Raw genomic sequence first — 20,383 nt, forward strand, 5'->3', positions numbered from 1 at the left:
TGCAATATATTTTTAGTCTTTTTTCTTCTTCATTCCGGTCCATTCGTATGGTGTCTGCTGATATACATAATAATTTAGCCAGTTTGTATAAAGCATGTTCGCATGACAGCGCCATGACTTAACAGGATCCTCAGCAGGATCATCATCAGGATAGTAATTTACAGGAATATCAGGATTAAGTCCTCTCTTGATATCTCTCTTGTATTCCTGATCCAATGTATATGTATCATATTCCGGATGACCGTTAACGAAAATATTTTTACCGTCCTTATCAATGATTATATAAGGACCGCATTCTTCAGAATCAGCTATGACTCTCAGTGAATCACAGGCATCAACTTCTTCTTCATTTATACCTGTATATCTTGAAACAGGTACCAAAAATGTATCATCGAAGCCTCTGACAATCTCTTCTTTTCTATGAACAGTCTTCTGCTTATATATACCTGAAAGCTTTTTAGGAAGCTCATACTTCTTTATTCCATAATGGTAATAAAGTCCGGCTTGGGCTCCCCAGCAGATATGAAGCGTTGATGTAATATTATCTTTAGCCCAGTTCATTATCTCACATAATTCAGGCCAATATTCTACATCTTCAAAATCCATCTTCTCAACAGGCGCCCCTGTTATGATAAGGCCATCCCACTTTCTATCTTTAACAGTAGCAAAATCAGAATAAAAACGCTCAAGATGAGAAATTGATGTATGCTTTGATTCATACGAAACAGTTCTGATAAATGTTATGTTAACCTGAAGCGGTGTGTTGGATAAACTTCTCAATAACTGAAGCTCTGTATCCTCCTTAAGAGGCATGAGATTTAAAATAAGAATATCTATAGGTCGGATATCCTGCGTTGTCGCACGATTTTCATCCATTACAAATATATTTTCATTTTCAAGTGTTTTTTTAACCGGTAGATCATTATCAATTTTTATTGGCATAATGTCACTTCCTTAATCAATTTTCTGAAATGTCGGTTTCATATTATTGAATGTACAATAATATTTGAATCCGAATGACAGCAGACGTTCTCCCGCTTCTTTGAAAGCATGTCCGACATGAATATCATCATGCGCATCGCTGCCGACAGTTATTATCTCACCGCCCAAATCCTTATATAATCTAAGGATATCGTCATGAGGATGCATATAATCCATGCCCCTGTACAGACTTCCGGTATTTATCTCAAGCCCCTTACCATCATAAATCATTTTCTTAAATGCAGGCTCGAGTATGTCATGATATTGTCCGCTTTTATAATTTTCAGCCTTTGTAGGCCCATATCTAAATATATAATCTACATGTCCGTAAACATTATAATCATTAAAATGTTCAACATTATAAAGGATCGTCTCAAAATAATGTCTGTATGCATCCGTCTCCTTCTTTCCTTCAAAATACTCAGGATAATACGGATCCATACCATCCACAACATGTGATGAACATATGATAAAATCAAGTCCCGGATGATCTTTGCTATAACTGTTAAGTGTTTCACATGTAGTTGGCATGACGCCCTGCTCAACACCTATCCTTAGATCAAATGAATCATGTCCTACATAACGCTTTATCTCTTCATCTGTAAGAAGTTTCAATCTAAGATCTGTCATATATCTGATATACTCATCTATATTAAGATCAAACTTTACATCGTCCGGAGTATCCGGAAAGTCAAGGTCATTGTGATCTGTAATGCAGATTGAATTCATACCTTTTGAAACAGCAGTTTTAATCACGTCCAAAACTTTTGTCTCACAATCACCTGAAAATTCTGTATGAAGATGATAATCCGGTATCATATCTTTTCTCCTTTTAAAAGTCTGTAAAAAGACCTAATATCCATATAGTATACACAATTTTAGCTATAAAAAGCAAGTAACACACGTTGAAAAAACATATTTAATAATTTACACATATTTTTTATTCATGACATATTTTGTTCATATTTATGTTGTACTATAAAACCATCGAAAGAGAAATAATTCTTCTTTTCATAGTTTTTCATAATTTTCATAGTTTCAAAAAACCGCCAACATCGATTGGCGGTTTTTTAATGCAATTTTTAATGTGAAATTGATAATTCATATCTTCCGGTATGAATTATTTTTTTATTTTAGTCACAGGTGTAACTACACCATTTGGCCCAACCAGGCTTACATTCTGAAGCTGTGATTCAATATTACCTCTTATGGCAGCAATATACTCCTTGCGAAGTATCTGCTGCTCTTCCTTTTCTTCCGCAGTAAGGCCTTCCTTCTGGGATTTATGATATAACTCATTTATTCTCTTAATCTTATCTTCTGTCATTATTTCTTCCTTTATAACTTTTATTTTCTAAATTCATTTTATAAATTTTTGTAATCTTCTTCGGAAATGATTGGAACACCAAGTTCCTTTGCTTTTTTATTCTTTCCGGAAGTTGATGTAATATCATTATTTATGAGATATGTTGTATTCTTCGAAACCGAGCCTGCAACCTTGCCGCCTCGGGACTCAATCTCCGCCTTAAGCTCATCTCTATTTGAATATGAGTTGAGAGATCCAGTGATAACAAATGTTTTCCCTGCCAGATCCTGCTCTGCTGCCATCTCTGTCTTCTCAAACTCAAGAATCGAAACAAGTTCATCATACTGCTTTATATTCTTCTCAACTTTGAAATATGCAGCTATGTCGCCGGCGATTACTTCACCGATACCCTCTATCTCACTAAGTTCCTGCACATCGGCAGCCTTGATTTTTAACGGATCCTCGTCAAAATATTTTGCAATAAGCTTTGCATTTGCAACACCTACGCCCGGAATCCCGAGAGAATATATAAATGCACCGACAGTAACTTTCTTTGATCTTTCAATAGCATCCATAGTATTTATATAAGACTTTTCTCCAAAACCTTCCATGGTAACTATCTCATTATGAAATCTATCCAACTTATAGAAATCCGAAAACTCCTTTAAGAATCCTCTGTCTGCGAATTTCTCGATGGTAGCTTCAGACATTCCGTCTATATTCATTGCATTTCTTGATACAAATAAGGCAAATCCCTTTATATTCTTGGCAGGACACATTTCATTTTCACAGAATAATGTTTCGGTTCCGTTTTCATTTCTTATGACTGTCTTGCCACCGCAAGAAGGACAGGTCTCAGGAATTACAACATTTCCCGAACGGGTGAGATTTTCCGCAATCTGCGGAATGATCATATTGGCCTTATATACTGTAATTTCATCGCCTATACCAAGCGCAAACTCTTTGACAATGCTCACATTGTGAACACTGGCACGACTTACGGTTGTACCCTCTAATTCAACAGGATCAAATATAGCAACAGGATTTATAAGTCCTGTTCTTGACGGACTCCACTCAATATCCCTTAAAATGGTTTTTGCCTGCTCATCCTTCCACTTAAATGCTATGGCATTTCTTGGGAATTTAGCTGTTCTTCCAAGACTGCGTCCATATTCAACATCTTCAAATGAAAGCACAAGACCATCTGATGGGAAATCATTTTCTGAAATCTTCTCAGAAAACCATTTGATCGTATCTATAATATTATCCGCATTCACTTTTTTATATTCTACGACTTCAAATCCCAGCCCCTTTAAAAACTCAAATCTTTTGATAAATGAATTTTCAAATGAAGCAACAAGTTCGCGATCATCCGGTTCAACAAGGGAAAATGCATAAAACCTGACATTTCTCTCTGCCGTTATCTTATTGCTAAGCTGACGAACAGAGCCGCTGCAAAGATTTCTTGGATTTTTATATTTTGCATCAACATCAGCTATACCTGCGTTGATCCTTTCAAAATCAGAATAAGATATTATAGCCTCACCTCTAAGGGAAAGCTTTCCTTTGTAGGATATCTTTGCCGGAATATTTACAAATGTCTTTGCATTTGCAGTGATGACTTCTCCTATCTCTCCATTCCCTCTTGTTACAGCCTTTGTAAGTTCTCCGTCTTCATATGTGAGAACAACAGTAAGCCCGTCCATTTTCCATGACATAACACCGTCTTTACCATTCAGCCAGTCACGGAGAACTTCAGGATCTTTCGTCTTATCCAAAGAAAGCATAGGCTGTGGATGTGCCTCCTTCGGAAGTTCACTTACAACTTCATAACCGACTTTAATTGTCGGGCTATTGCTTAATACAGTCCCTGTTTCCTCTTCAAGTTTTAACAACTCATCATAAAGAGCATCATAAGTAAGATTACTCATAATCTCTCTATCTTCCATATAGTATGCCTTGGAGGCCTCATTTAACTGAGCAACCAATTCTTTAATTCTGTCAACTTTATTCATGCGTACCTCTATCTCTTCATTAATGTATCAAAAAGTCCTCTGGCAAATCTCTGAGTTATCTTTCGGCCGAACTTATCCATTTCACGCTGTCTTCTTTCACGTTCTTTCTCAGCCTCACGTCTTTCTCTCTCAAGCTGTTTTTGATACTCTCTTTCTCTTCTTTCTCTTTCTTTTGCAGCTTCCTTTTCGAGCCTCTGTCTTTCTTTCTCTTCTTCCTTCTCTCTGGCGAGTCTTTCCTTCTCATATTCAAGTTTCTCTGCTTCAAGAGCTGCCATTTTCTCTTCGACTTCAGCTCTTCTCTGAAGGAATTCAAAAGCAGAATCTCTGTCAACAAAGTCTTTATATTTGATATAGAGCTTATCATTCATGATATTAAGATTTATATCACTTTCATCAGTAGCTCCCATCATACTCTGAGGCGGAAGGATTTTAGCCTGCTTAACTATTGTAGGAACACCTTCTTCATCAAGAACGGAAATGAGTGCTTCACCTGTTCCAAGAGCCTGCAAAGCTTCCATGGTATTGATCTCAGGATTTTCTCTAAATGATGCCGCCGCAGCTTTTATATTTTTCTGCTCTGCAGGTGTATATGCACGAAGAGCATGCTGAATCTTATTTCCAAGCTGAGCAAGCACAGAATCAGGAATATCTCTCGGATTCTGTGTAACGAAATAAATTCCCACTCCTTTTGATCTTATTAACTTGACCATCTGTTCTATCTTAGTAAGAAGCGCTTTCGGTGCATCATCAAAAAGCATATGAGCCTCATCAAAGAAGAATACCATCTTAGGCTTATCAAGATCACCTGCCTCAGGAAGGAGTTCAAAAAGCTCTGATATAAGCCAAAGCATAAATGTGGCATACATAGTCGGACTCTGCATCAGCTGCTGACAATTAAGTATCTGTATACGTCCTCTTCCGTCGAACTCAGGAATAAACCAGTCTTTAATATCGATGGCAGGTTCTCCAAAGAATATTTCTCCACCTTCTGATTCAAGTGCCACAACAGATCTTGTGATAGCTGCAAGACTCTGCTTTGCCATATTTCCGTAAGTAACACTGTAAGTGTCCGCCTTATCGGAAACATGCTTTAACATAGATTTAAGGTCTTTTGTATCGATAAGAAGTAAGTTCTCATCGTCAGCTATCTTAAAGATTATCGTCATTATATCTGTCTGCGTATCATTTAAGCCAAGCACTCTCGAAAGAAGGAGCGGTCCCATCTCCGAGATTGTAGTTCTAAGACTTAATCCGCTTGTCTGATACACATCCCAAAATGTCGTAGGATAAGATTTAAGCGCAAAACTGTATTTCTCCAAGGAAAGCTTTTCAACTCTTTTTGCAACATTCTCATTCATTTCTCCCTGTTTGATCATTCCCGAGAGATCACCCTTTGCATCAGCAAGAAATACAGGCACTCCCGCATCACTGAATGACTCTGCAAGAACTTTAAGGGTTACTGTCTTTCCTGTACCTGTAGCCCCGGCAATAAGTCCATGTCTATTTGCCATTCGAGGATAAATATATATCTCTTCATCACCTGATTTACCGATCAAAATTTTGCCGTCAAATAACATCTTATACCTCCGTTCGTCCCAATAATTTTAGTCTGCCAGTCTTCTGAATCTCGCTTTACTGTTTATCAGCCAGTCTTCTAAGCTCTGCTTCTTCTGCCGGAGTAAGTTTTCTATATTCACCCGGCTTCAGATTCCCCAGTTCAATATTGAGCTCTCTGATCCTTTTAAGAAATACAACCTTATAACCAAAGTATTCGCACATTCTTCTGATCTGTCGATTCAGCCCCTGGGTAATTGTTATTCTGAAAGAACGATTTCCCTGCTTTACACATTTACATTTCTTTGTAACAGTGTCGAGTATAGGAACTCCGCCTCTCATGCCTTTTATAAAATTCTCGTCTATATCTTTATCGACTCTTACAACGTATTCTTTCTCATGATTATTTCTGGATTTCTGTATCCTGTTAGCCAGATCACCGTCTGTTGTCAGGAGCAGAAGCCCCTGTGAATCCTTATCAAGTCTTCCGACATATATAAGTTTTCCCGGATAATCCAGTTTTCTGAAAATACTGTCTTTATCAGCTTCTTTGGAAGTACATACAAGACCAAGCGGCTTGTTGTAGAGAATAATCACATCATTTTTCTTGGCACTTACAAGATTCCCTTTAAACCTAACCTCATCGCCTTCATGAACTGTCTCGCCCATAACAGCAATATGCCCATTTATTGTGATATTCCCCTTCTCTATCTCTTCATCCGTTTTTCTTCTTGAAAGAACTCCGGCTTCGCTAAGGAATTTGTTGATCCTTATTCCCTTATCATTTAATTCTGCCATGCTTGTCACCTTTATAATTAAAGTTAAATTTTATTTTAGCTAAATATTATTTGCTTTTTACCTTGATTTCTTTAATATAGTTATGTATACTCATTACAGTATAAAAAGAATCGAGGTACAATCCTATGGATAAAATAGATAAAAAAATACTTGATCTTCTTCAGGAAAATGCAAGATATCCTCTTAAGTATCTGGCCAGTCAGGTTTTCCTGTCTTCGCCTGCAGTTTCTGCTCGTATCGAAAGACTTGAGAAGCAGGGAATCATCAGCGGATATCATGCTGATATTGAACCAATAACACTTGGTTTTCACATCACAGCATTTATCAACCTTGCTTTAGATCCTAAGCAGAAACCGGAATTTTATCCTTTTATCGATTCATGTCCTAATGTTCTTGAATGCGACTGTGTAACCGGCATTTATTCAATGCTTATAAAAGTTTGTTTCACAAGTACTCTTGAACTGGATACATTCATCGGACATCTTCAGGAATTCGGTAAAACCGAAACACAGATAGTCTTCTCTACACCTGTTAAACACAGAGGTATCAACATAACCGGTATCTCAACAGAGTCGGATGATGAAGCTGTATCCGAAAAGAATGATCCGGAATAATAAACCGGTCATAACACAAGTGATTATAGCACAAACATATGCTATTCTCAAACGTATAAACACATACTTAAAGACTTAAAAAAGCATGTACCCTTTCAATGGTTACATGCTTTTATTACTTTGATTTTTACTTTTTTGATTTCTCTTCCGATTTATCTTCAGACTTCTCTTCAGACATTTCTTCAGTCTTCTTTTTGGATATATCTTCGGTTTTGTTGCCACCGTTTCCGATCTCTTCATAGAATTTTCTAAGTGTTTCATCTTCTTTAAGACACTTATCTTCGTCTGCTTTAACTTTCTTATAAAGAGCCTGAATGTCTTTCTCTCGGATCTTTTCATTCATGAAATCAATCTTCTCAGTACTGAGACCACTGTCTATAACATACTTACCGTCCTGCTTAACAAGATAGCTGCATATGATATCCTTCGGAGTACTCTCAACATCCTTTAATGTGACCTTAGCAATGACAAAGCAGATTATATCCGAATCATTAAGTCCTTCAACAGTATAGCAGTTAATATCGCTATATCCTCTAACCTTATCAGCTCTATTCTTGTAATCAGTCATATCCATGAAAGCACTCGGATCAGTTGTGCATTTCATAAGTGTTTCCTGGTCACACTCAGTAAGAGCCTTGAGATAAGTTCCCATCAATTCATTTACTTCAGGAATACTGTTCGTCTCATAAATCTTATTATTTTTCTTGTCCACGGCATCTTTGATCTTCTTATAATTTTTGATATATAAAAATACTCCTGCGCCGACAGCCATAATAAATATAACCCAAATAAATACAAGCAATTTGATCTTTTTTAATCTATTTTTGCGAGCCTGCTGTTTTGTCATGATTCACCACCATTCTTTAGAAAACCCGTTTTATTTCTTTTTAAATTCCGTCTATATGATTTCATATAAATCCCCGTCGAGATTTTATATTATAAACCATTAATCATGTAATGCACCTGATAGGAATCGAACCTACGCACGCGGCTCCGGAGGCCACTGCTCTATCCACTGAGCTACAGATGCTTATATTTTATCCCGGACGCTTATCCGGTGACTTTTCAGAGTCCATACTCAAATGCCTTTTTCACGCTTTCCACATCTCTTGCGATCTGGTTTTTAAGCTCTTCAAATGAACCAAACTTCATTTCATCCCTAATAAACTTTTCAGGAATAACTTCAGCATTTTCTCCATATACGTCTTTATCAAAATCAAATATATTGGTTTCTACATTAACATCGAACTCTCCGGCAGTCGGCTTACGTCCGATATTACTGATACCTTTATATTCATTTCCGGCAATTTTTATCCTTGAAGCATATACACCGCATCTCGGCACAATTCTTTCCTTCTCAAAAGAAAGATTGATAGTCGGAAATCCTATTCCAGTTCCCATATGCTGTCCGTGAATTATCTCGCCTTCTATCTTGTAATCTCTTCCCAGCATTGCTTTTACCAGTAAAATATTGCCATCAGCAAGAGCATCTCTTATTATGGTTGAACTTATAACTTCGCCATTATATTCAAGTTTGTCATAGAATTCGCATTTATAATCATATTTATCTTCAAACTTCTTGAGCGTTCCGACATTTCCTTCTCTTTTATATCCGAACCTGAAATCGCTTCCAACAACAACTTCCTTAGCTGATAACTTATCTTTCAGAAATTTAAATATAAATTCTTCCGGTGACATCTTGGCAAATTCTTCGGTAAATCGCATGATAACAAGATAATCAACACCCATGGATTCCAGCACCATGTCTCTTTCTTCATGAGAAATGATACCATTTTTGCCCATTTCAATCATACATACAACAGAAGAAAGTCCTTTTTCCTTCAGCATACATATTCTATTGACGAGCAGTCTGTGACCTCTGTGAAGTCCATCAAATTTACCGATAGTAACTGCGGAATTACCGATATCCAAGGTATTTAATTCATCTATGTCATTTACAATAATCATTTCAACCAACCATATTCTGATAAAACATTTTCATTGTATATATTTAAGCCAAAAACATTTTATATGACTTCATCATACCGCTCTCCCGGTCATATCTGTATAATGCCGCAAGATTGCCATTCATATATACTCTGAATATCTCTCCAAGAAGAATCTTTTCTCTGTCTTCTTCAGAAATATCAAGATAATCCTCATGTAATTTATTGCCGTTAAGGAGATATTTCATAAAATCATCTTTAATATTCGCAGAAGGATAATCCAAAAGAAGACTGTCCATTGGGAGAACCGCTTTTTCTATAGTACCCTCATTCATAAGTTCTTCAACCTCATGAAGCTTCAGGCTATTTTCCAGAAGGAACCTTCCCGTCTGTCTTCGAAGAAGCGAGAACATCAGACCTCCGGTACCAAGTTTATCACCGATATCTCTGCAAAGACTTCTTATATATGTGCCCTTTGAACACTTAACCGTGAATCTTACAAATGGAAAATCTATCTCATGGATATCTATATTAAAGATTTCCACCGGTCTTTCAAATCTCGGAACTTCCTTTCCTTCTCTTGCATATTCATAAAGCTTCTTACCATCAACTTTAATCGCTGCATATTTAGGCGGAATCTGCATGGATTTTCCAACAAATGACATCACTGCATCCCTGATAGTATCTTCATCAGGAACAATATATCCTTCATTTGAAATGATTTCACCAGCGATATCATCCGTATCGGAACATTCCCCAAGTTTAAGAACCGCTTCATATTCTTTTGTGTCGGAAGTCAACATTTCACAAAGCTTTGTTGCATTCCCAAGGCACACAACCAGTACTCCCTCCGCAAGCGGATCGAGAGTACCTGTATGGCCTATCTTCTTCTGATGAAGTATGCCACGAAGTTTGGCTACCACATCAAAAGAAGTAAAATCCTGTTCTTTATAAATGTTTAGAACCCCATTTATCACTTAAGTTGTCCCTCTACCATAGTAATAACTTTTCCAAGTATATCATCAACATTACCTTCAATCTCGAATCCCGCTGCATGTACATGACCGCCGCCACCGAATTCTGTGGCAATCACACTGACATCAACATAATTCTTTGATCTAAGACTGAATTTATATGACTTTCTGGCCACCTGATATATAAATATCGCAACTTCGACACCATCAGTAAGTCTAAGCTGTTCAACTATACCTTCAGTATCCATCGATGTAGCCTTAAACTGCTTAAAGATCTGCTTCGAAATATATCCCGAAATGATCTTTCCGCCGGCATGTAACTCGGATTCCAGAACAGTTCTAGCCATAAGAAGATTCTGTTTATATGACTTTTTGTAGAAAGTCTCATCAATAACTATATTCGGTCTTGCACCATTTTCAATCAAAATGCCCGCAAGCTCCATAGTTCTTCTGCTTGTGCTGCTGTATTTAAATACGCCGGTATCATGAACTATACCAAGATATAAACATTCAGCTATTTCCGGTGTAAGTTTCTCAAGATCAATCAACTCGCATATCACTTCACATGCCGAAGATGAACCACCGTCGATACAGCAAATATCTCCGAAACCGGTATTGCTCACATGATGATCTATAGTAAATGTTGTAATTGCATTTCTGAAAACAGGCGCGAATTTTCCGTGTCTGTCTGTATCAGCCGCATCCACAGATATTGCAAGATCGTAACATGTATCTAGAGGCTCATGTTTGACCTTTCTTGCTCCTGATAATATCTTAAAACTTGATGGAAATGCTTCTGCAAATGCATCTATTTTCTTGTCTTTATAGTTTGTATTTATGTAATTATACAAACCAAGTATAGAGCCTATGCAGTCTCCGTCAGGCTTTGTATGTCCGATAATAGCAATAGAAGCAGCTGCAGAAATAAGCTTATGCAATTTTTTCCCTTTGTCTCTAATGTCTGTTATCATCATTATTCCTCATTAAATAACTCATACGAATACACCGATATCATTTATCTATTCGTTGTCATCCGTATCAAAACTCTCATCATTTACATTATTATCAGTGCCTAAGATTTCATCTATCTTCTTGGACATTTCAACACCATACTCGATTGAATTATCCAGAGTGAAGATAAGTTCCGGTGTATTTCTGAGATTCAGTGAATCAGCAAGGCTTTTTCTAATAAATCCCTTTGCGGAATTAAGACCTTTTATACAATCAGCCTTCTTATCCTCATCACCGAGAACACTTATATATATTTTACAGAACTTGAGGTCTTTAGTGACCTCAAGCTTTGAAATGGTGGTTCTCACAGGATCGATTCTCGGGTCCTTTACTTCATACATAATTATATGACTAAGAACTCTCTGAACATCACTGTTAGTTCTTCCACCTCTATAACTATTTCCTTTTCTCAAATCTGTCTCCTTTAAATGGCCTATCTAGGAACCTCAACCATAGCATAGCATTCGATCTGATCGTCAACCTTGATATCGTTGAAATCTTCAAATACAAGACCACATTCATAACCTGCTTTAACTTCCTTAACATCATCCTTGAATCTCTTAAGGGAAGCAAGCTTTCCGTCAAATATCTGCTCTCCGTCTCTTGTGATCCTTGCAGAGCATCCTCTCTGAACAAGACCGTCAAGAACGTAAGAACCTGCGATAGTACCGATACCTGAAGCCTTATATGTCTGTCTTACTTCTACATGACCGATGATCTTCTCTTCGAAAATAGGATCAAGCATACCCTTCATAGCAGACTCGATATCGTCTATAGCATTATAGATAACTCTATATAATCTTACATCAACTTTTTCCTGATCTGCAAGGGATTTAGCCTGTGCATCAGGACGAATATTAAATCCGATAATAATAGCATTTGAAGCAGCCGCAAGTGTTACGTCCGATTCATTTATGGCACCAACACCTGAATGGATACACTTGATAACAATCTCTTCATTTGAAAGCTTAAGAAGACTCTGCTTAACAGCTTCTACAGAACCCTGTACATCGGCCTTAATGATAAGATCAAGTTCCTTAACAGTACCTTCCTGCATCTTGTTGAAGAGATCATCAAGAGACATACCACGCTTTGTGTCAAGGATAAGATTCTCTTTACCTCTTGTCTTAAATGCATCTGTAATCTCTCTCGCTTCTTTCTCACTCTTAGTAGCAAGGAAAATATCCCCTGAATTTGGAACACCGTTAAGACCAATGATCTCAACAGGAGTTGAAGGTGTAGCTTCCTTAAGACGTCTCTGCTTATGATCAAGCATAGCTCTTACACGTCCGCTAACTTCGCCGATGGCGATATGATCACCGACCTTAAGTGTACCCTTCTGTACAAGAAGTGTAGCTACAGGGCCTCTACCCTTATCAAGACGAGCCTCGATTACAAGACCTCTTGCCAAACGATTCTTATTAGCCTTAAGCTCAAGCATATCAGCTGTAAGAAGTATCATATCAAGAAGGTTATCAAGACCTTCTCTTGTATGTGCTGAAACAGGACAGAATATAGTAGATCCGCCCCAGTCTTCAGCTATAAGACCGTACTCTGTAAGCTCCTGCTTAACTCTTTCTACATTTGCACTTTCTTTATCAATCTTATTTACAGCAACGATGATTTCGATACCTGCAGCCTTAGCATGGTTGATAGCTTCTACTGTCTGAGGCATAACACCATCATCAGCAGCTACAACAAGGATCGCGATATCTGTAGACTGAGCACCTCTCATACGCATAGCTGTGAATGCTTCATGTCCCGGTGTATCGAGGAATGTAATTCTCTGATCATTTGCCTTAACAACATAAGCACCGATATGCTGAGTGATACCACCGGCCTCATCTGCTGTAACCTGTGTCTTTCTGATAGCATCAAGAAGGGATGTTTTACCATGATCTACGTGTCCCATTACACAGACAACAGGAGGTCTTGGTGAAAGTGAATCTTCAGGATCCTCCTCATCCTTAAGAAGTTCTTCGATAATATCAACCTTCTCTTCTTCATCTGCTATATAGTTATATTCAAGAGCGATTTCTGCTGCACTTTCAAATGAAAGCTCTGTATTTACAGTAACGATCTTTCCTTCAAGGAAAAGCTTCTTGATCATTGCATTTACAGGCTGTTTAAGCTTGTCAGCAAGTTCCTTAACTGTTAATACTTCAGGAAGGATAACATTCTTGATTACCGGCTCTGCTGGTTCCTGCTTAACAGGCTCCTTCTTAACGTCCTTATGTGAATCCTTATGTGACTGAGATTTTCTTGTTATTTCAGGACGCATGCTCTCTCTGTCACGCTTCTCCTTATCATACTTTTCTCTGTCACGTCTGCTTTCTCTGTCTCTCTTCTCGCTCTCACGACGGCTATGCTGATCTCTGTCAACATCTCTGTTATCTCTTTCGCGGCGATTATCTCTACCACGATCTCTTACGTCCCTGTCTGAATCCTTATCAAACATATCCTTATCATGATCTCTGTCTCTTCCCATACGATCACGATTTCTATCTCTGTTATCGCGCATTCCGCCTGAAGATCTGTCTCCGTCTCTTCTTATCGGTCTGTCGCCATCTCTTCTTGGTCTGTCACCATCTCTTCTTGGTCTATCACCGTCACGTACCGGTCTATCACCATCTCTTCTGATTGGTCTGTCGCCATCTCTTCTTGGTCTATCACCATCTCTTCTGATTGGTCTGTCGCCATCTCTTCTTGGTCTATCACCATCACGTACAGGTCTGTCTCCGTCTCTTCTTGGTCTATCGCCGTCACGTACCGGTCTATCTCCGTCTCTTCTTGGTCTATCGCCGTCACGTACAGGTCTGTCGCCATCTCTTCTTGGTCTATCGCCGTACATACGGAGACCGTCACGTACAGGTCTGTCGCCATCTCTTCTTGGTCTATCGCCGTCGCGTACAGGTCTGTCTCCTGACTGTCTTGCAGCCGCATTTCCGTTCTGGCTGTCATTATTATCAGTTTTAACAGGTGTCTTCTCCTCCGACTTAACGCTCTTCTCATTTGCATTATCTGCCGCGGCAGGTTTTGCCTGAGTATTTTTAGCGTTAAGTATATTTCTTACATATGCCATAAGTTCATCATCAATTCCGCTCGATGCCTTAAGGCCTTCTTTTTTATTTCCAACGAGTTGAAGAACATCGTTACTTGATATAGCTTTACCGGTTTCCCCGGTGAGCTGTTTTGCGAATTCATATACTCTCATTAATTACACCTCCAGATTATTGCTGTTCGAATCTCTTGATAAATTGTTCTGCAAAATTATCATCTGTAATTGCAATGACTGTTCTGCTCTCTTTACCGATCAAATGTCCCAGCTCATCCATTACACTGCAGATAACATAAGGAACCTTATAAAATCTACATTTATTCTCAAACTTTTTAACCGTATTATCTGACGCATCTTCTGCGATTATCACAAATTTAGCTGAACCGTCTGCTATAGCTTTCTCAGCCATAAAGCCGCCCGAAACAAGTGCTCCTGCTCTCGCAGCAAGTCCAAGCATTCCGAGTCTTTTATCCATTCTCACTAAACCTCTCTATCAACTTATCATATATCTCATCAGGAACATTCATGCTGAAAGATTTTGAAAGACTCTTATTCTTTCTGGCTTTTTCGATGCATTTTACGTCCTGACAAACATATGCACCACGTCCATTCATTCTTCCGGTTTTATCGAGTAAGATTTCTCCGTCAGAAGTTCTGATAATTCTATATAATTCATTTTTATTTCGTGACTCACCACAGCCAACGCATTTTCTAATAGGTTTTTTCTTTTCCATTTAGTCCACTTTCCGTCTCCGGATTTAATTATGATTACTCATTGTCCTCACTATTATCCGTTGACTCTTCATCGTATTCTTCATCATATTCTTCATCTGAATATTCCTCATCAGAATACTCTTCGTCTGAATACTCTTCATCAGAATACTCTTCATCGGTATACTTATCGTCTTCATAATCATCGTATTCATCGTCTGTATACTCGTCGTTATATCCGTCTTCATCATAATCGTAATCATCAAGCTCTTTTGCCTGTGACTCGCTCTTGATATCAATCTTGTAACCTGTAAGTCTTGCTGCAAGTCTTGCGTTCTGTCCTTCCTTACCGATAGCAAGTGAAAGTTGATAATCAGGAACAACTACCTTAGCTGCCTTCTCGCCATCAATAAGCTTAACAGATACAACCTTTGCAGGACTGAGTGCATGCTCGATGAATACTGCAGGATCTTCACTCCACTCAATGATATCAATTTTCTCACCCTTAAGGTCTTCAACAATATTATTTACTCTTGTACCGTTCATTCCGACACAAGCACCTACTGCATCTACATTTTCATCTGTAGAATTAACAGCGATCTTTGTTCTTGAACCTGCTTCTCTGCTTATGCTCTTGATCTCAACTGTTCCGTCTGAAACTTCTGTGATCTCTCTTTCGAAAAGACGCTTTACAAGATCAGGATGTGTTCTTGAAACAACGATCTTGAATCCCTTAGGATTTTTCTTTACTTCTACTATATAAAGCTTAATTCTGTCTCCGACTTTATAGTTCTCGCCCTCGATCATTTCCTGCTCACCAAGGATTGTCTCAGTCTTCTCGTCAAGGCTTATTGTAAGGCCTCTGTCATTAACCTTCTGAACAACACCTGTGATGATGTCTTTCTCTTTTGAAGCAAAATAATCAAATACAGCTGATCTCTCACCTTCTTTGATTGCCTGAACGATGATACTTCTTGCTTTCTGAGCTGCGATACGACCAAAATCCTTTGTTGTAACTTCAACTCTGATTTCATCATCGATCTCTGCATTTGGATCAATATGTCTTGCCTCTTCAAGAGTCATTTCTCTATGAGTATCATAAATTACATCTACTACTGTTTTATTTGCAAATACCTGAATCTTTCCTGATTCTCTATCCATTCTCACTTCATATTCGGTATTCTTTCCGAAATCCTTCTCACATGCTGAGTAAACAGATTTCTCAATAGCCTCCATGAGAACCTCTTTGCTAATTCCTTTCTCCTTCTCTAATTGATCGAGTGCATCAATTATCTCTGACATTTTTATCTCCTCCTTTTTTTATACGACTTTTTTTATTCTACGAAAGCGAGCTTTACTATTGAAATATTCTCTCTTTCGATTTGTATCACTTTATCATTTTCCTTAACAGTAAGATACTTTTCATCAAATGCATCCAGAACGGCCTCAAATTCCTTCTGACCGTCAAGAGCTTTATATAACTTGATATCCACAAGTCTTCCTATAGATCTCTCAAATTCCTTATCCTTCTTAAGAGTTCTTGTTAATCCGGGTGAACTAACCTCAAGGATATATTCATCTTTAATAAAATCTTTTTCATCCAGCAAAACTTCAAGTTGTCTACTGATGGAAACGCAGTCATCAATTCCTATTCCGCCATCTTTATCTGCATAAACTCTCAGATAATTTTCTCCGGCTTCTTTGACATATTCAACATCCCAAAGAAGATATCCTCCGGCTTCGATGATAGGTGTGACAAGTTCCGTACACTTTTCTTCAATCTCAGCTTTTTTCAAGTTATTACTCCTTATCCCGTTTGCATAAATTAAAGTGGGTTCGATGCCCGAACCCACTTTAGTTACATAACATATATCATTTCCAATTATAACACCTTTCCGAATAAATGCAAGCGTTAAATAAATCCTTTATTTTATCCGGAATGATCATATTTCAACAAGTTCCTTTGTTGACGACGCGAAATTATCATATCCATCCTTAGTTACCACGCCCATATCTTCTATACGAACACCGCCGAATCCCGGAATATATATGCCCGGCTCGATAGTTTCTATCATGCCTTCTGCAAGGATCGTCTCATCTCTTACATTTAAAGCAGGTAATTCATGAATATAAAGACCTACGCTGTGACCAAGTCCATGTCCGAAATATTCTCCGTAACCTTCCTTCGCAATGATGTCTCTGGCTACCCTGTCCACATCGATACATTTCAGTCCGGCCTTAATATATGCCACTGCTTCAAGCTGAGCCTTAAGTACAATGTCATATATTTTCTTCTGTTCATCAGAAGCCTTACCTATCACTACTGTTCTTGTCATATCAGAACAATATCCATTATAAATGCATCCGAAGTCCATCGTCACAAAATCGCCGACTTCGATCTTTTTATTTCCCGGAATCGCATGAGGCATAGATGAGTTAATTCCTGAAGCAACAATTGTATCAAATGACAATCCTTCTGCTCCTCTTTTTTTCATGGAATATTCAAGCTCAGCCGCAACCTCAAGTTCAGTCATACCCGGCTTAAGTATTCCGAGAATGTCAGAAAATGCTGCATCACCGATAGCTTCAGCCTTCTTAAGGATTTCAATCTCTTCAGGTGTTTTTATCATTCTTTCCTGTTCAAGAAAATCTCCCAGACCTCTCCATTCGATCTGTCTGTTTCTATTCTTTGCTTCCATGTGGCTGTAATACTTATTGAAAGCATCATGTATTCCTTTGCTGAGTTCATGGAACACACCTACGGTAATGCTTTTATCCTCAAAACCGACAAGGAGGATATTATCGCTATATTCAACGAAAATATCTGCCAGAATCTTATATTTCGGATTATTATTATTAAATTCAAATACCTTGAATCCATTTCCTTTTTCAGCAGTTTCTTCTTTTGCTGCAACAGTATATCTCGAATCAACAAGAAGAACCTTCTCTCTCGGTGTAATAAGGGCAAGTCCCTCTCCACCTCTGAATCCTGTGAAATATCTCAGGTTATAAGGATCCGAAATAAATATCATATCAAATCCCGTCTTTGACAGTAAGGAATCATCCACCTCTGTCTTCTTATTGATCTCTGCTCCGCAAAAGGCACATCTCGCCACCCCAAATGGCACTGCCTTTTTACAATTTGGACAAACTGATCCTTTCGGAAGTCCGTCAACTAATGGTTTTAAATTCATAATACCCCTCCCATACTCAAAATATCTTCTTTTATTATTTTTATTGAATTATTTTGTGGTCTTATTATATCTAGTCTCATATATTTTGTTTAAATCTTCTTTATTATTTTTGTTTAATCTCATTGTTTAAATGTTTATGTTCATATGTTTTTCATATGTTTTGTCATATGTTTTGTCATATGTTTTGTCATATGTTTTGTCATATGTTTTGTCATATGTTTGTCATATGTTTTTTCATACGTTTTTTCATATGTTTTTTTCATACGTTTATATTCAAATGTTTTTATCTAATCTTTTGCTTACTATAATCATTTTATTTGCTTAATCAGTCTGCTGAATTTGTTTGTCTTAAATGCCGGTTTGAATTCATTTACTGTCATGTTTCTTCTTTATAATAAGAACGATCAGTGCAATCAAAGATATTACCGTTAACGAAATAAATAATGTAAGATTCATACTGTCACCGGTTTTTACATTGGTATCTTTACCTATGTCATCCTCTTTAGATGCGGTAACCGTTTCGCTGACAACAATTTCCTTCACAATATCTCTTTTTGAATCCTTATTTACATTTGTATCTTTGTCTGAGTCATTATCTGTGTCATCATCAGAATCATTAGAGTCTTCATTTTGCATTTCTTCATTGATGAATTTGGCAATGCTTCCCTCCGAACTGATCACACCCTCTTCGCCTTCAGACGAAACGTAATATCCTTCAGCTGAATCCTCAACCTCGTTAACATAATACCCGGCGCCAACAGGAAGTTTACTAATAGTTATCTTTTCTCCACCCTTAAGTTTTATCGACGCACTATATACCGATACCGGTTCACCTGTCTCACCGGTTTCCGGATCAATAGGATAAACAGTTCTTACTTTATAAAAATATACACTCTTTATATCTGTACCTTCAGCAGGAAACTCAAATGGAATATCCGTTGAAATATCAGTAAGAATAACTTCAAATTCAAATTCCTTATTGGTTCCTACCACCGTTTTCTCGATAGTCAGTTTTCCATCGAGTTTTCTTCTATTAATAAAGAGAAGATTATAACCTTTCTTATCCCCGCCAAGTAGGATTTCCTGCTTGTCAGCAGCTTTTCCGTTATAATCTACTGCATAAAATCCATTTTCATCTTCTTCTATTATAAGACGAGTTTCTGCAGGAATCATACCTTCTCCTCCTACAAAGATGGATTCAGCCGAAAAATTGCCGCCTGCAAATATATCGTCCTGCTCTTCCTCATCTAAATAGAATTTAATATCATCTTGATGAACCATATTTCCTACTACCGCAACCTGTCCGGCTCTCAGATAAATTTCATATTCATCATTTTCATCCGGAACAACTCTCTCTGAGTTAACGCTATTGCGTCCCGGATATACGGAAGTCGCCTGCTCTTCGGAAACAATATCAACTTCAACAGGTTCAGTATAGAATTCTTCTTTTATAGTATCATACAACTTGAATTTAAAATGGTTCAGCTTGTCTTCGCTATTCGCTTCACCTTCTATATTTTTATATATTCTGAAATATGATGACTGTCTTGCAAGATAAAAATACCATTCACCCGCAAAGTCTTCTGTTATAGTTCCGCTTGATAATGTATTTTCAATATCGGCAGTTCCGATCCAATCCACTGAATTACCGTAATCAGAGCCCTTCTTTCCATTATGAATGATCTGATTATATCTAGCTGTGGAATCGTCAGCTGAAGAAAAATGCACTCCAACCGGTATATTATTTATAGTAAGAACACTATCAATCGGTATATCAACATCTATCTTATAGATATCGCTCGCTGCTTCGGTTCTTACAAGATCATAAACATTATTGTCGATACTGTATGTAGTACCGGAGAAATCATAATTATTTCCTTCATTTATAAATTCAATATTAAAATGATATTTTGTATCATCCGTCCATGAATCCATAAAATTCTTCGGGCTTACTTTTATAGTTACAAATCCATTATTTGCACCCGGCTCATTATTAATATTTTTCATTTCATCATCGGATTTCTTGGTCGCATCTTGAGGAGTACTTGTTTCATAACATTCATTTTCCTTTGCCAGAACCCCTTTGTCAGTAAGAAATACTGATAAAGCAACCATAAAAATAACTAACAGATAAAAGCCGCTTTTTCGACCGGCTTTTAAAGATTTATCAAATATCATTTTCATCCTCCCTGTAAAAATCTAACCCACAGGAATCTTCACT

The 20,383-nt window shown here is 37.7% G+C and carries 19 protein-coding genes and 1 tRNA gene; 1 reads left to right on the top strand and 19 read right to left on the bottom strand.

Annotated features, from left to right (window positions below; all coding sequences use genetic code 11):
• Positions 1 to 12 precede the first annotated feature (12 nt).
• The 6 genes from metA to B5D25_RS05860 form a co-directional block, all read right to left on the bottom strand.
• Complete coding sequence (gene metA / locus B5D25_RS05835) at positions 13 to 942, bottom strand: homoserine O-acetyltransferase MetA (protein WP_078787024.1); 930 nt, start codon at positions 940 to 942, stop codon at positions 13 to 15.
• Between the two features lie 12 nt (positions 943 to 954).
• The gene (locus B5D25_RS05840; RefSeq protein WP_078787025.1) at positions 955 to 1,800 is read right to left on the bottom strand and encodes a histidinol-phosphatase HisJ family protein; all 846 of its coding nucleotides are present in this window, start codon (positions 1,798 to 1,800) and stop codon (positions 955 to 957) included.
• Between the two features lie 301 nt (positions 1,801 to 2,101).
• Entirely contained in the window at positions 2,102 to 2,308 is a 207-nt protein-coding gene (locus tag B5D25_RS05845) for a DUF896 domain-containing protein (protein ID WP_078787026.1), read from the bottom strand.
• A 38-nt stretch (positions 2,309 to 2,346) separates the two neighbouring features.
• Entirely contained in the window at positions 2,347 to 4,302 is a 1,956-nt protein-coding gene (gene ligA, locus B5D25_RS05850; protein WP_078787027.1) for an NAD-dependent DNA ligase LigA, read from the bottom strand.
• Between the two features lie 8 nt (positions 4,303 to 4,310).
• Positions 4,311 to 5,879, bottom strand: coding sequence for a helicase HerA-like domain-containing protein (locus tag B5D25_RS05855; RefSeq protein ID WP_078787028.1), 1,569 nt, complete (start codon positions 5,877 to 5,879; stop codon positions 4,311 to 4,313).
• Between the two features lie 55 nt (positions 5,880 to 5,934).
• The gene (locus B5D25_RS05860) at positions 5,935 to 6,654 is read right to left on the bottom strand and encodes a pseudouridine synthase (RefSeq protein ID WP_078787029.1); all 720 of its coding nucleotides are present in this window, start codon (positions 6,652 to 6,654) and stop codon (positions 5,935 to 5,937) included.
• 125 nt (positions 6,655 to 6,779) lie between these two features.
• Between B5D25_RS05860 and B5D25_RS05865 the strand changes: the two genes are divergently transcribed.
• Complete coding sequence (locus B5D25_RS05865) at positions 6,780 to 7,268, top strand: Lrp/AsnC family transcriptional regulator (RefSeq protein ID WP_078787030.1); 489 nt, start codon at positions 6,780 to 6,782, stop codon at positions 7,266 to 7,268.
• A gap of 127 nt (positions 7,269 to 7,395) precedes the next feature.
• On the opposite strand, the gene B5D25_RS05870 is transcribed toward B5D25_RS05865, so the two are convergent.
• The 13 genes from B5D25_RS05870 to B5D25_RS05930 all read right to left on the bottom strand — a co-directional run bounded on the left by B5D25_RS05870 (position 7,396) and on the right by B5D25_RS05930 (position 20,340).
• A complete protein-coding gene (locus tag B5D25_RS05870) occupies positions 7,396 to 8,115 on the bottom strand; it encodes a hypothetical protein (protein WP_078787031.1) in 720 nt (239 codons plus the stop codon).
• Between the two features lie 111 nt (positions 8,116 to 8,226).
• Positions 8,227 to 8,298, bottom strand: a tRNA-Arg gene (locus tag B5D25_RS05875).
• 35 nt (positions 8,299 to 8,333) lie between these two features.
• Positions 8,334 to 9,236 (bottom strand): bifunctional riboflavin kinase/FAD synthetase, encoded by a 903-nt coding sequence (locus B5D25_RS05880; RefSeq protein ID WP_078787032.1) that lies wholly within the window; start codon positions 9,234 to 9,236, stop codon positions 8,334 to 8,336.
• Between the two features lie 43 nt (positions 9,237 to 9,279).
• Positions 9,280 to 10,191, bottom strand: coding sequence for a tRNA pseudouridine(55) synthase TruB (gene truB / locus B5D25_RS05885; RefSeq protein WP_078787033.1), 912 nt, complete (start codon positions 10,189 to 10,191; stop codon positions 9,280 to 9,282).
• Positions 10,188 to 11,159: a DHH family phosphoesterase gene (locus B5D25_RS05890; protein ID WP_078787034.1), complete on the bottom strand. Its 972-nt coding sequence runs from the start codon at positions 11,157 to 11,159 to the stop codon at positions 10,188 to 10,190. The genes truB and B5D25_RS05890 overlap by 4 nt, the downstream gene beginning before the upstream one ends.
• 48 nt (positions 11,160 to 11,207) lie before the next feature.
• Complete coding sequence (gene rbfA / locus B5D25_RS05895) at positions 11,208 to 11,612, bottom strand: 30S ribosome-binding factor RbfA (RefSeq protein WP_078787035.1); 405 nt, start codon at positions 11,610 to 11,612, stop codon at positions 11,208 to 11,210.
• Between the two features lie 20 nt (positions 11,613 to 11,632).
• Positions 11,633 to 14,413, bottom strand: coding sequence for a translation initiation factor IF-2 (infB, locus tag B5D25_RS05900; protein WP_078787036.1), 2,781 nt, complete (start codon positions 14,411 to 14,413; stop codon positions 11,633 to 11,635).
• A gap of 16 nt (positions 14,414 to 14,429) precedes the next feature.
• Positions 14,430 to 14,732, bottom strand: coding sequence for a L7Ae/L30e/S12e/Gadd45 family ribosomal protein (locus tag B5D25_RS05905; RefSeq protein WP_078787037.1), 303 nt, complete (start codon positions 14,730 to 14,732; stop codon positions 14,430 to 14,432).
• Positions 14,725 to 14,991: an RNase P modulator RnpM gene (gene rnpM / locus B5D25_RS05910; RefSeq protein WP_078787038.1), complete on the bottom strand. Its 267-nt coding sequence runs from the start codon at positions 14,989 to 14,991 to the stop codon at positions 14,725 to 14,727. Before rnpM ends, B5D25_RS05905 begins: the two co-directional genes overlap by 8 nt.
• A 34-nt stretch (positions 14,992 to 15,025) precedes the next feature.
• Positions 15,026 to 16,270 carry a transcription termination factor NusA gene (nusA, locus tag B5D25_RS05915; protein ID WP_078787039.1) on the bottom strand — a complete coding sequence of 415 codons (1,245 nt, stop codon included), beginning with the start codon at positions 16,268 to 16,270 and terminating at the stop codon, positions 15,026 to 15,028.
• A 32-nt stretch (positions 16,271 to 16,302) separates the two neighbouring features.
• Positions 16,303 to 16,764 carry a ribosome maturation factor RimP gene (locus B5D25_RS05920; protein WP_078787040.1) on the bottom strand — a complete coding sequence of 154 codons (462 nt, stop codon included), beginning with the start codon at positions 16,762 to 16,764 and terminating at the stop codon, positions 16,303 to 16,305.
• 147 nt (positions 16,765 to 16,911) lie between these two features.
• Complete coding sequence (locus B5D25_RS05925; RefSeq protein WP_078787041.1) at positions 16,912 to 18,162, bottom strand: aminopeptidase P family protein; 1,251 nt, start codon at positions 18,160 to 18,162, stop codon at positions 16,912 to 16,914.
• A 366-nt stretch (positions 18,163 to 18,528) separates the two neighbouring features.
• A complete protein-coding gene (locus B5D25_RS05930) occupies positions 18,529 to 20,340 on the bottom strand; it encodes a DUF7601 domain-containing protein (protein ID WP_078787042.1) in 1,812 nt (603 codons plus the stop codon).
• Positions 20,341 to 20,383: the final 43 nt, after the last annotated feature.

Origin of the sequence: Eubacterium ruminantium (assembly GCF_900167085.1) — a bacterium.
GTDB lineage: Bacteria > Bacillota > Clostridia > Lachnospirales > Lachnospiraceae > Eubacterium_Q > Eubacterium_Q ruminantium.

Excerpts from the sequence above, each read along its gene's own strand:
- metA (WP_078787024.1), bottom strand. The coding sequence starts at position 942 with ATGCCAATAAAAATTGATAATGATCTACCGGTTAAAAAAACACTTGAA.
- B5D25_RS05840 (WP_078787025.1), bottom strand. The coding sequence starts at position 1,800 with ATGATACCGGATTATCATCTTCATACAGAATTTTCAGGTGATTGTGAG.
- B5D25_RS05845 (WP_078787026.1), bottom strand. The coding sequence starts at position 2,308 with ATGACAGAAGATAAGATTAAGAGAATAAATGAGTTATATCATAAATCC.
- ligA (WP_078787027.1), bottom strand. The coding sequence starts at position 4,302 with ATGAATAAAGTTGACAGAATTAAAGAATTGGTTGCTCAGTTAAATGAG.
- B5D25_RS05855 (WP_078787028.1), bottom strand. The coding sequence starts at position 5,879 with ATGTTATTTGACGGCAAAATTTTGATCGGTAAATCAGGTGATGAAGAG.
- B5D25_RS05860 (WP_078787029.1), bottom strand. The coding sequence starts at position 6,654 with ATGGCAGAATTAAATGATAAGGGAATAAGGATCAACAAATTCCTTAGC.
- B5D25_RS05865 (WP_078787030.1), top strand. The coding sequence starts at position 6,780 with ATGGATAAAATAGATAAAAAAATACTTGATCTTCTTCAGGAAAATGCA.
- B5D25_RS05870 (WP_078787031.1), bottom strand. The coding sequence starts at position 8,115 with ATGACAAAACAGCAGGCTCGCAAAAATAGATTAAAAAAGATCAAATTG.
- B5D25_RS05880 (WP_078787032.1), bottom strand. The coding sequence starts at position 9,236 with ATGATTATTGTAAATGACATAGATGAATTAAATACCTTGGATATCGGT.
- B5D25_RS05890 (WP_078787034.1), bottom strand. The coding sequence starts at position 11,159 with ATGATAACAGACATTAGAGACAAAGGGAAAAAATTGCATAAGCTTATT.
- infB (WP_078787036.1), bottom strand. The coding sequence starts at position 14,413 with ATGAGAGTATATGAATTCGCAAAACAGCTCACCGGGGAAACCGGTAAA.
- B5D25_RS05905 (WP_078787037.1), bottom strand. The coding sequence starts at position 14,732 with ATGGATAAAAGACTCGGAATGCTTGGACTTGCTGCGAGAGCAGGAGCA.
- rnpM (WP_078787038.1), bottom strand. The coding sequence starts at position 14,991 with ATGGAAAAGAAAAAACCTATTAGAAAATGCGTTGGCTGTGGTGAGTCA.
- nusA (WP_078787039.1), bottom strand. The coding sequence starts at position 16,270 with ATGTCAGAGATAATTGATGCACTCGATCAATTAGAGAAGGAGAAAGGA.
- B5D25_RS05925 (WP_078787041.1), bottom strand. The coding sequence starts at position 18,162 with ATGAATTTAAAACCATTAGTTGACGGACTTCCGAAAGGATCAGTTTGT.
- B5D25_RS05930 (WP_078787042.1), bottom strand. The coding sequence starts at position 20,340 with ATGATATTTGATAAATCTTTAAAAGCCGGTCGAAAAAGCGGCTTTTAT.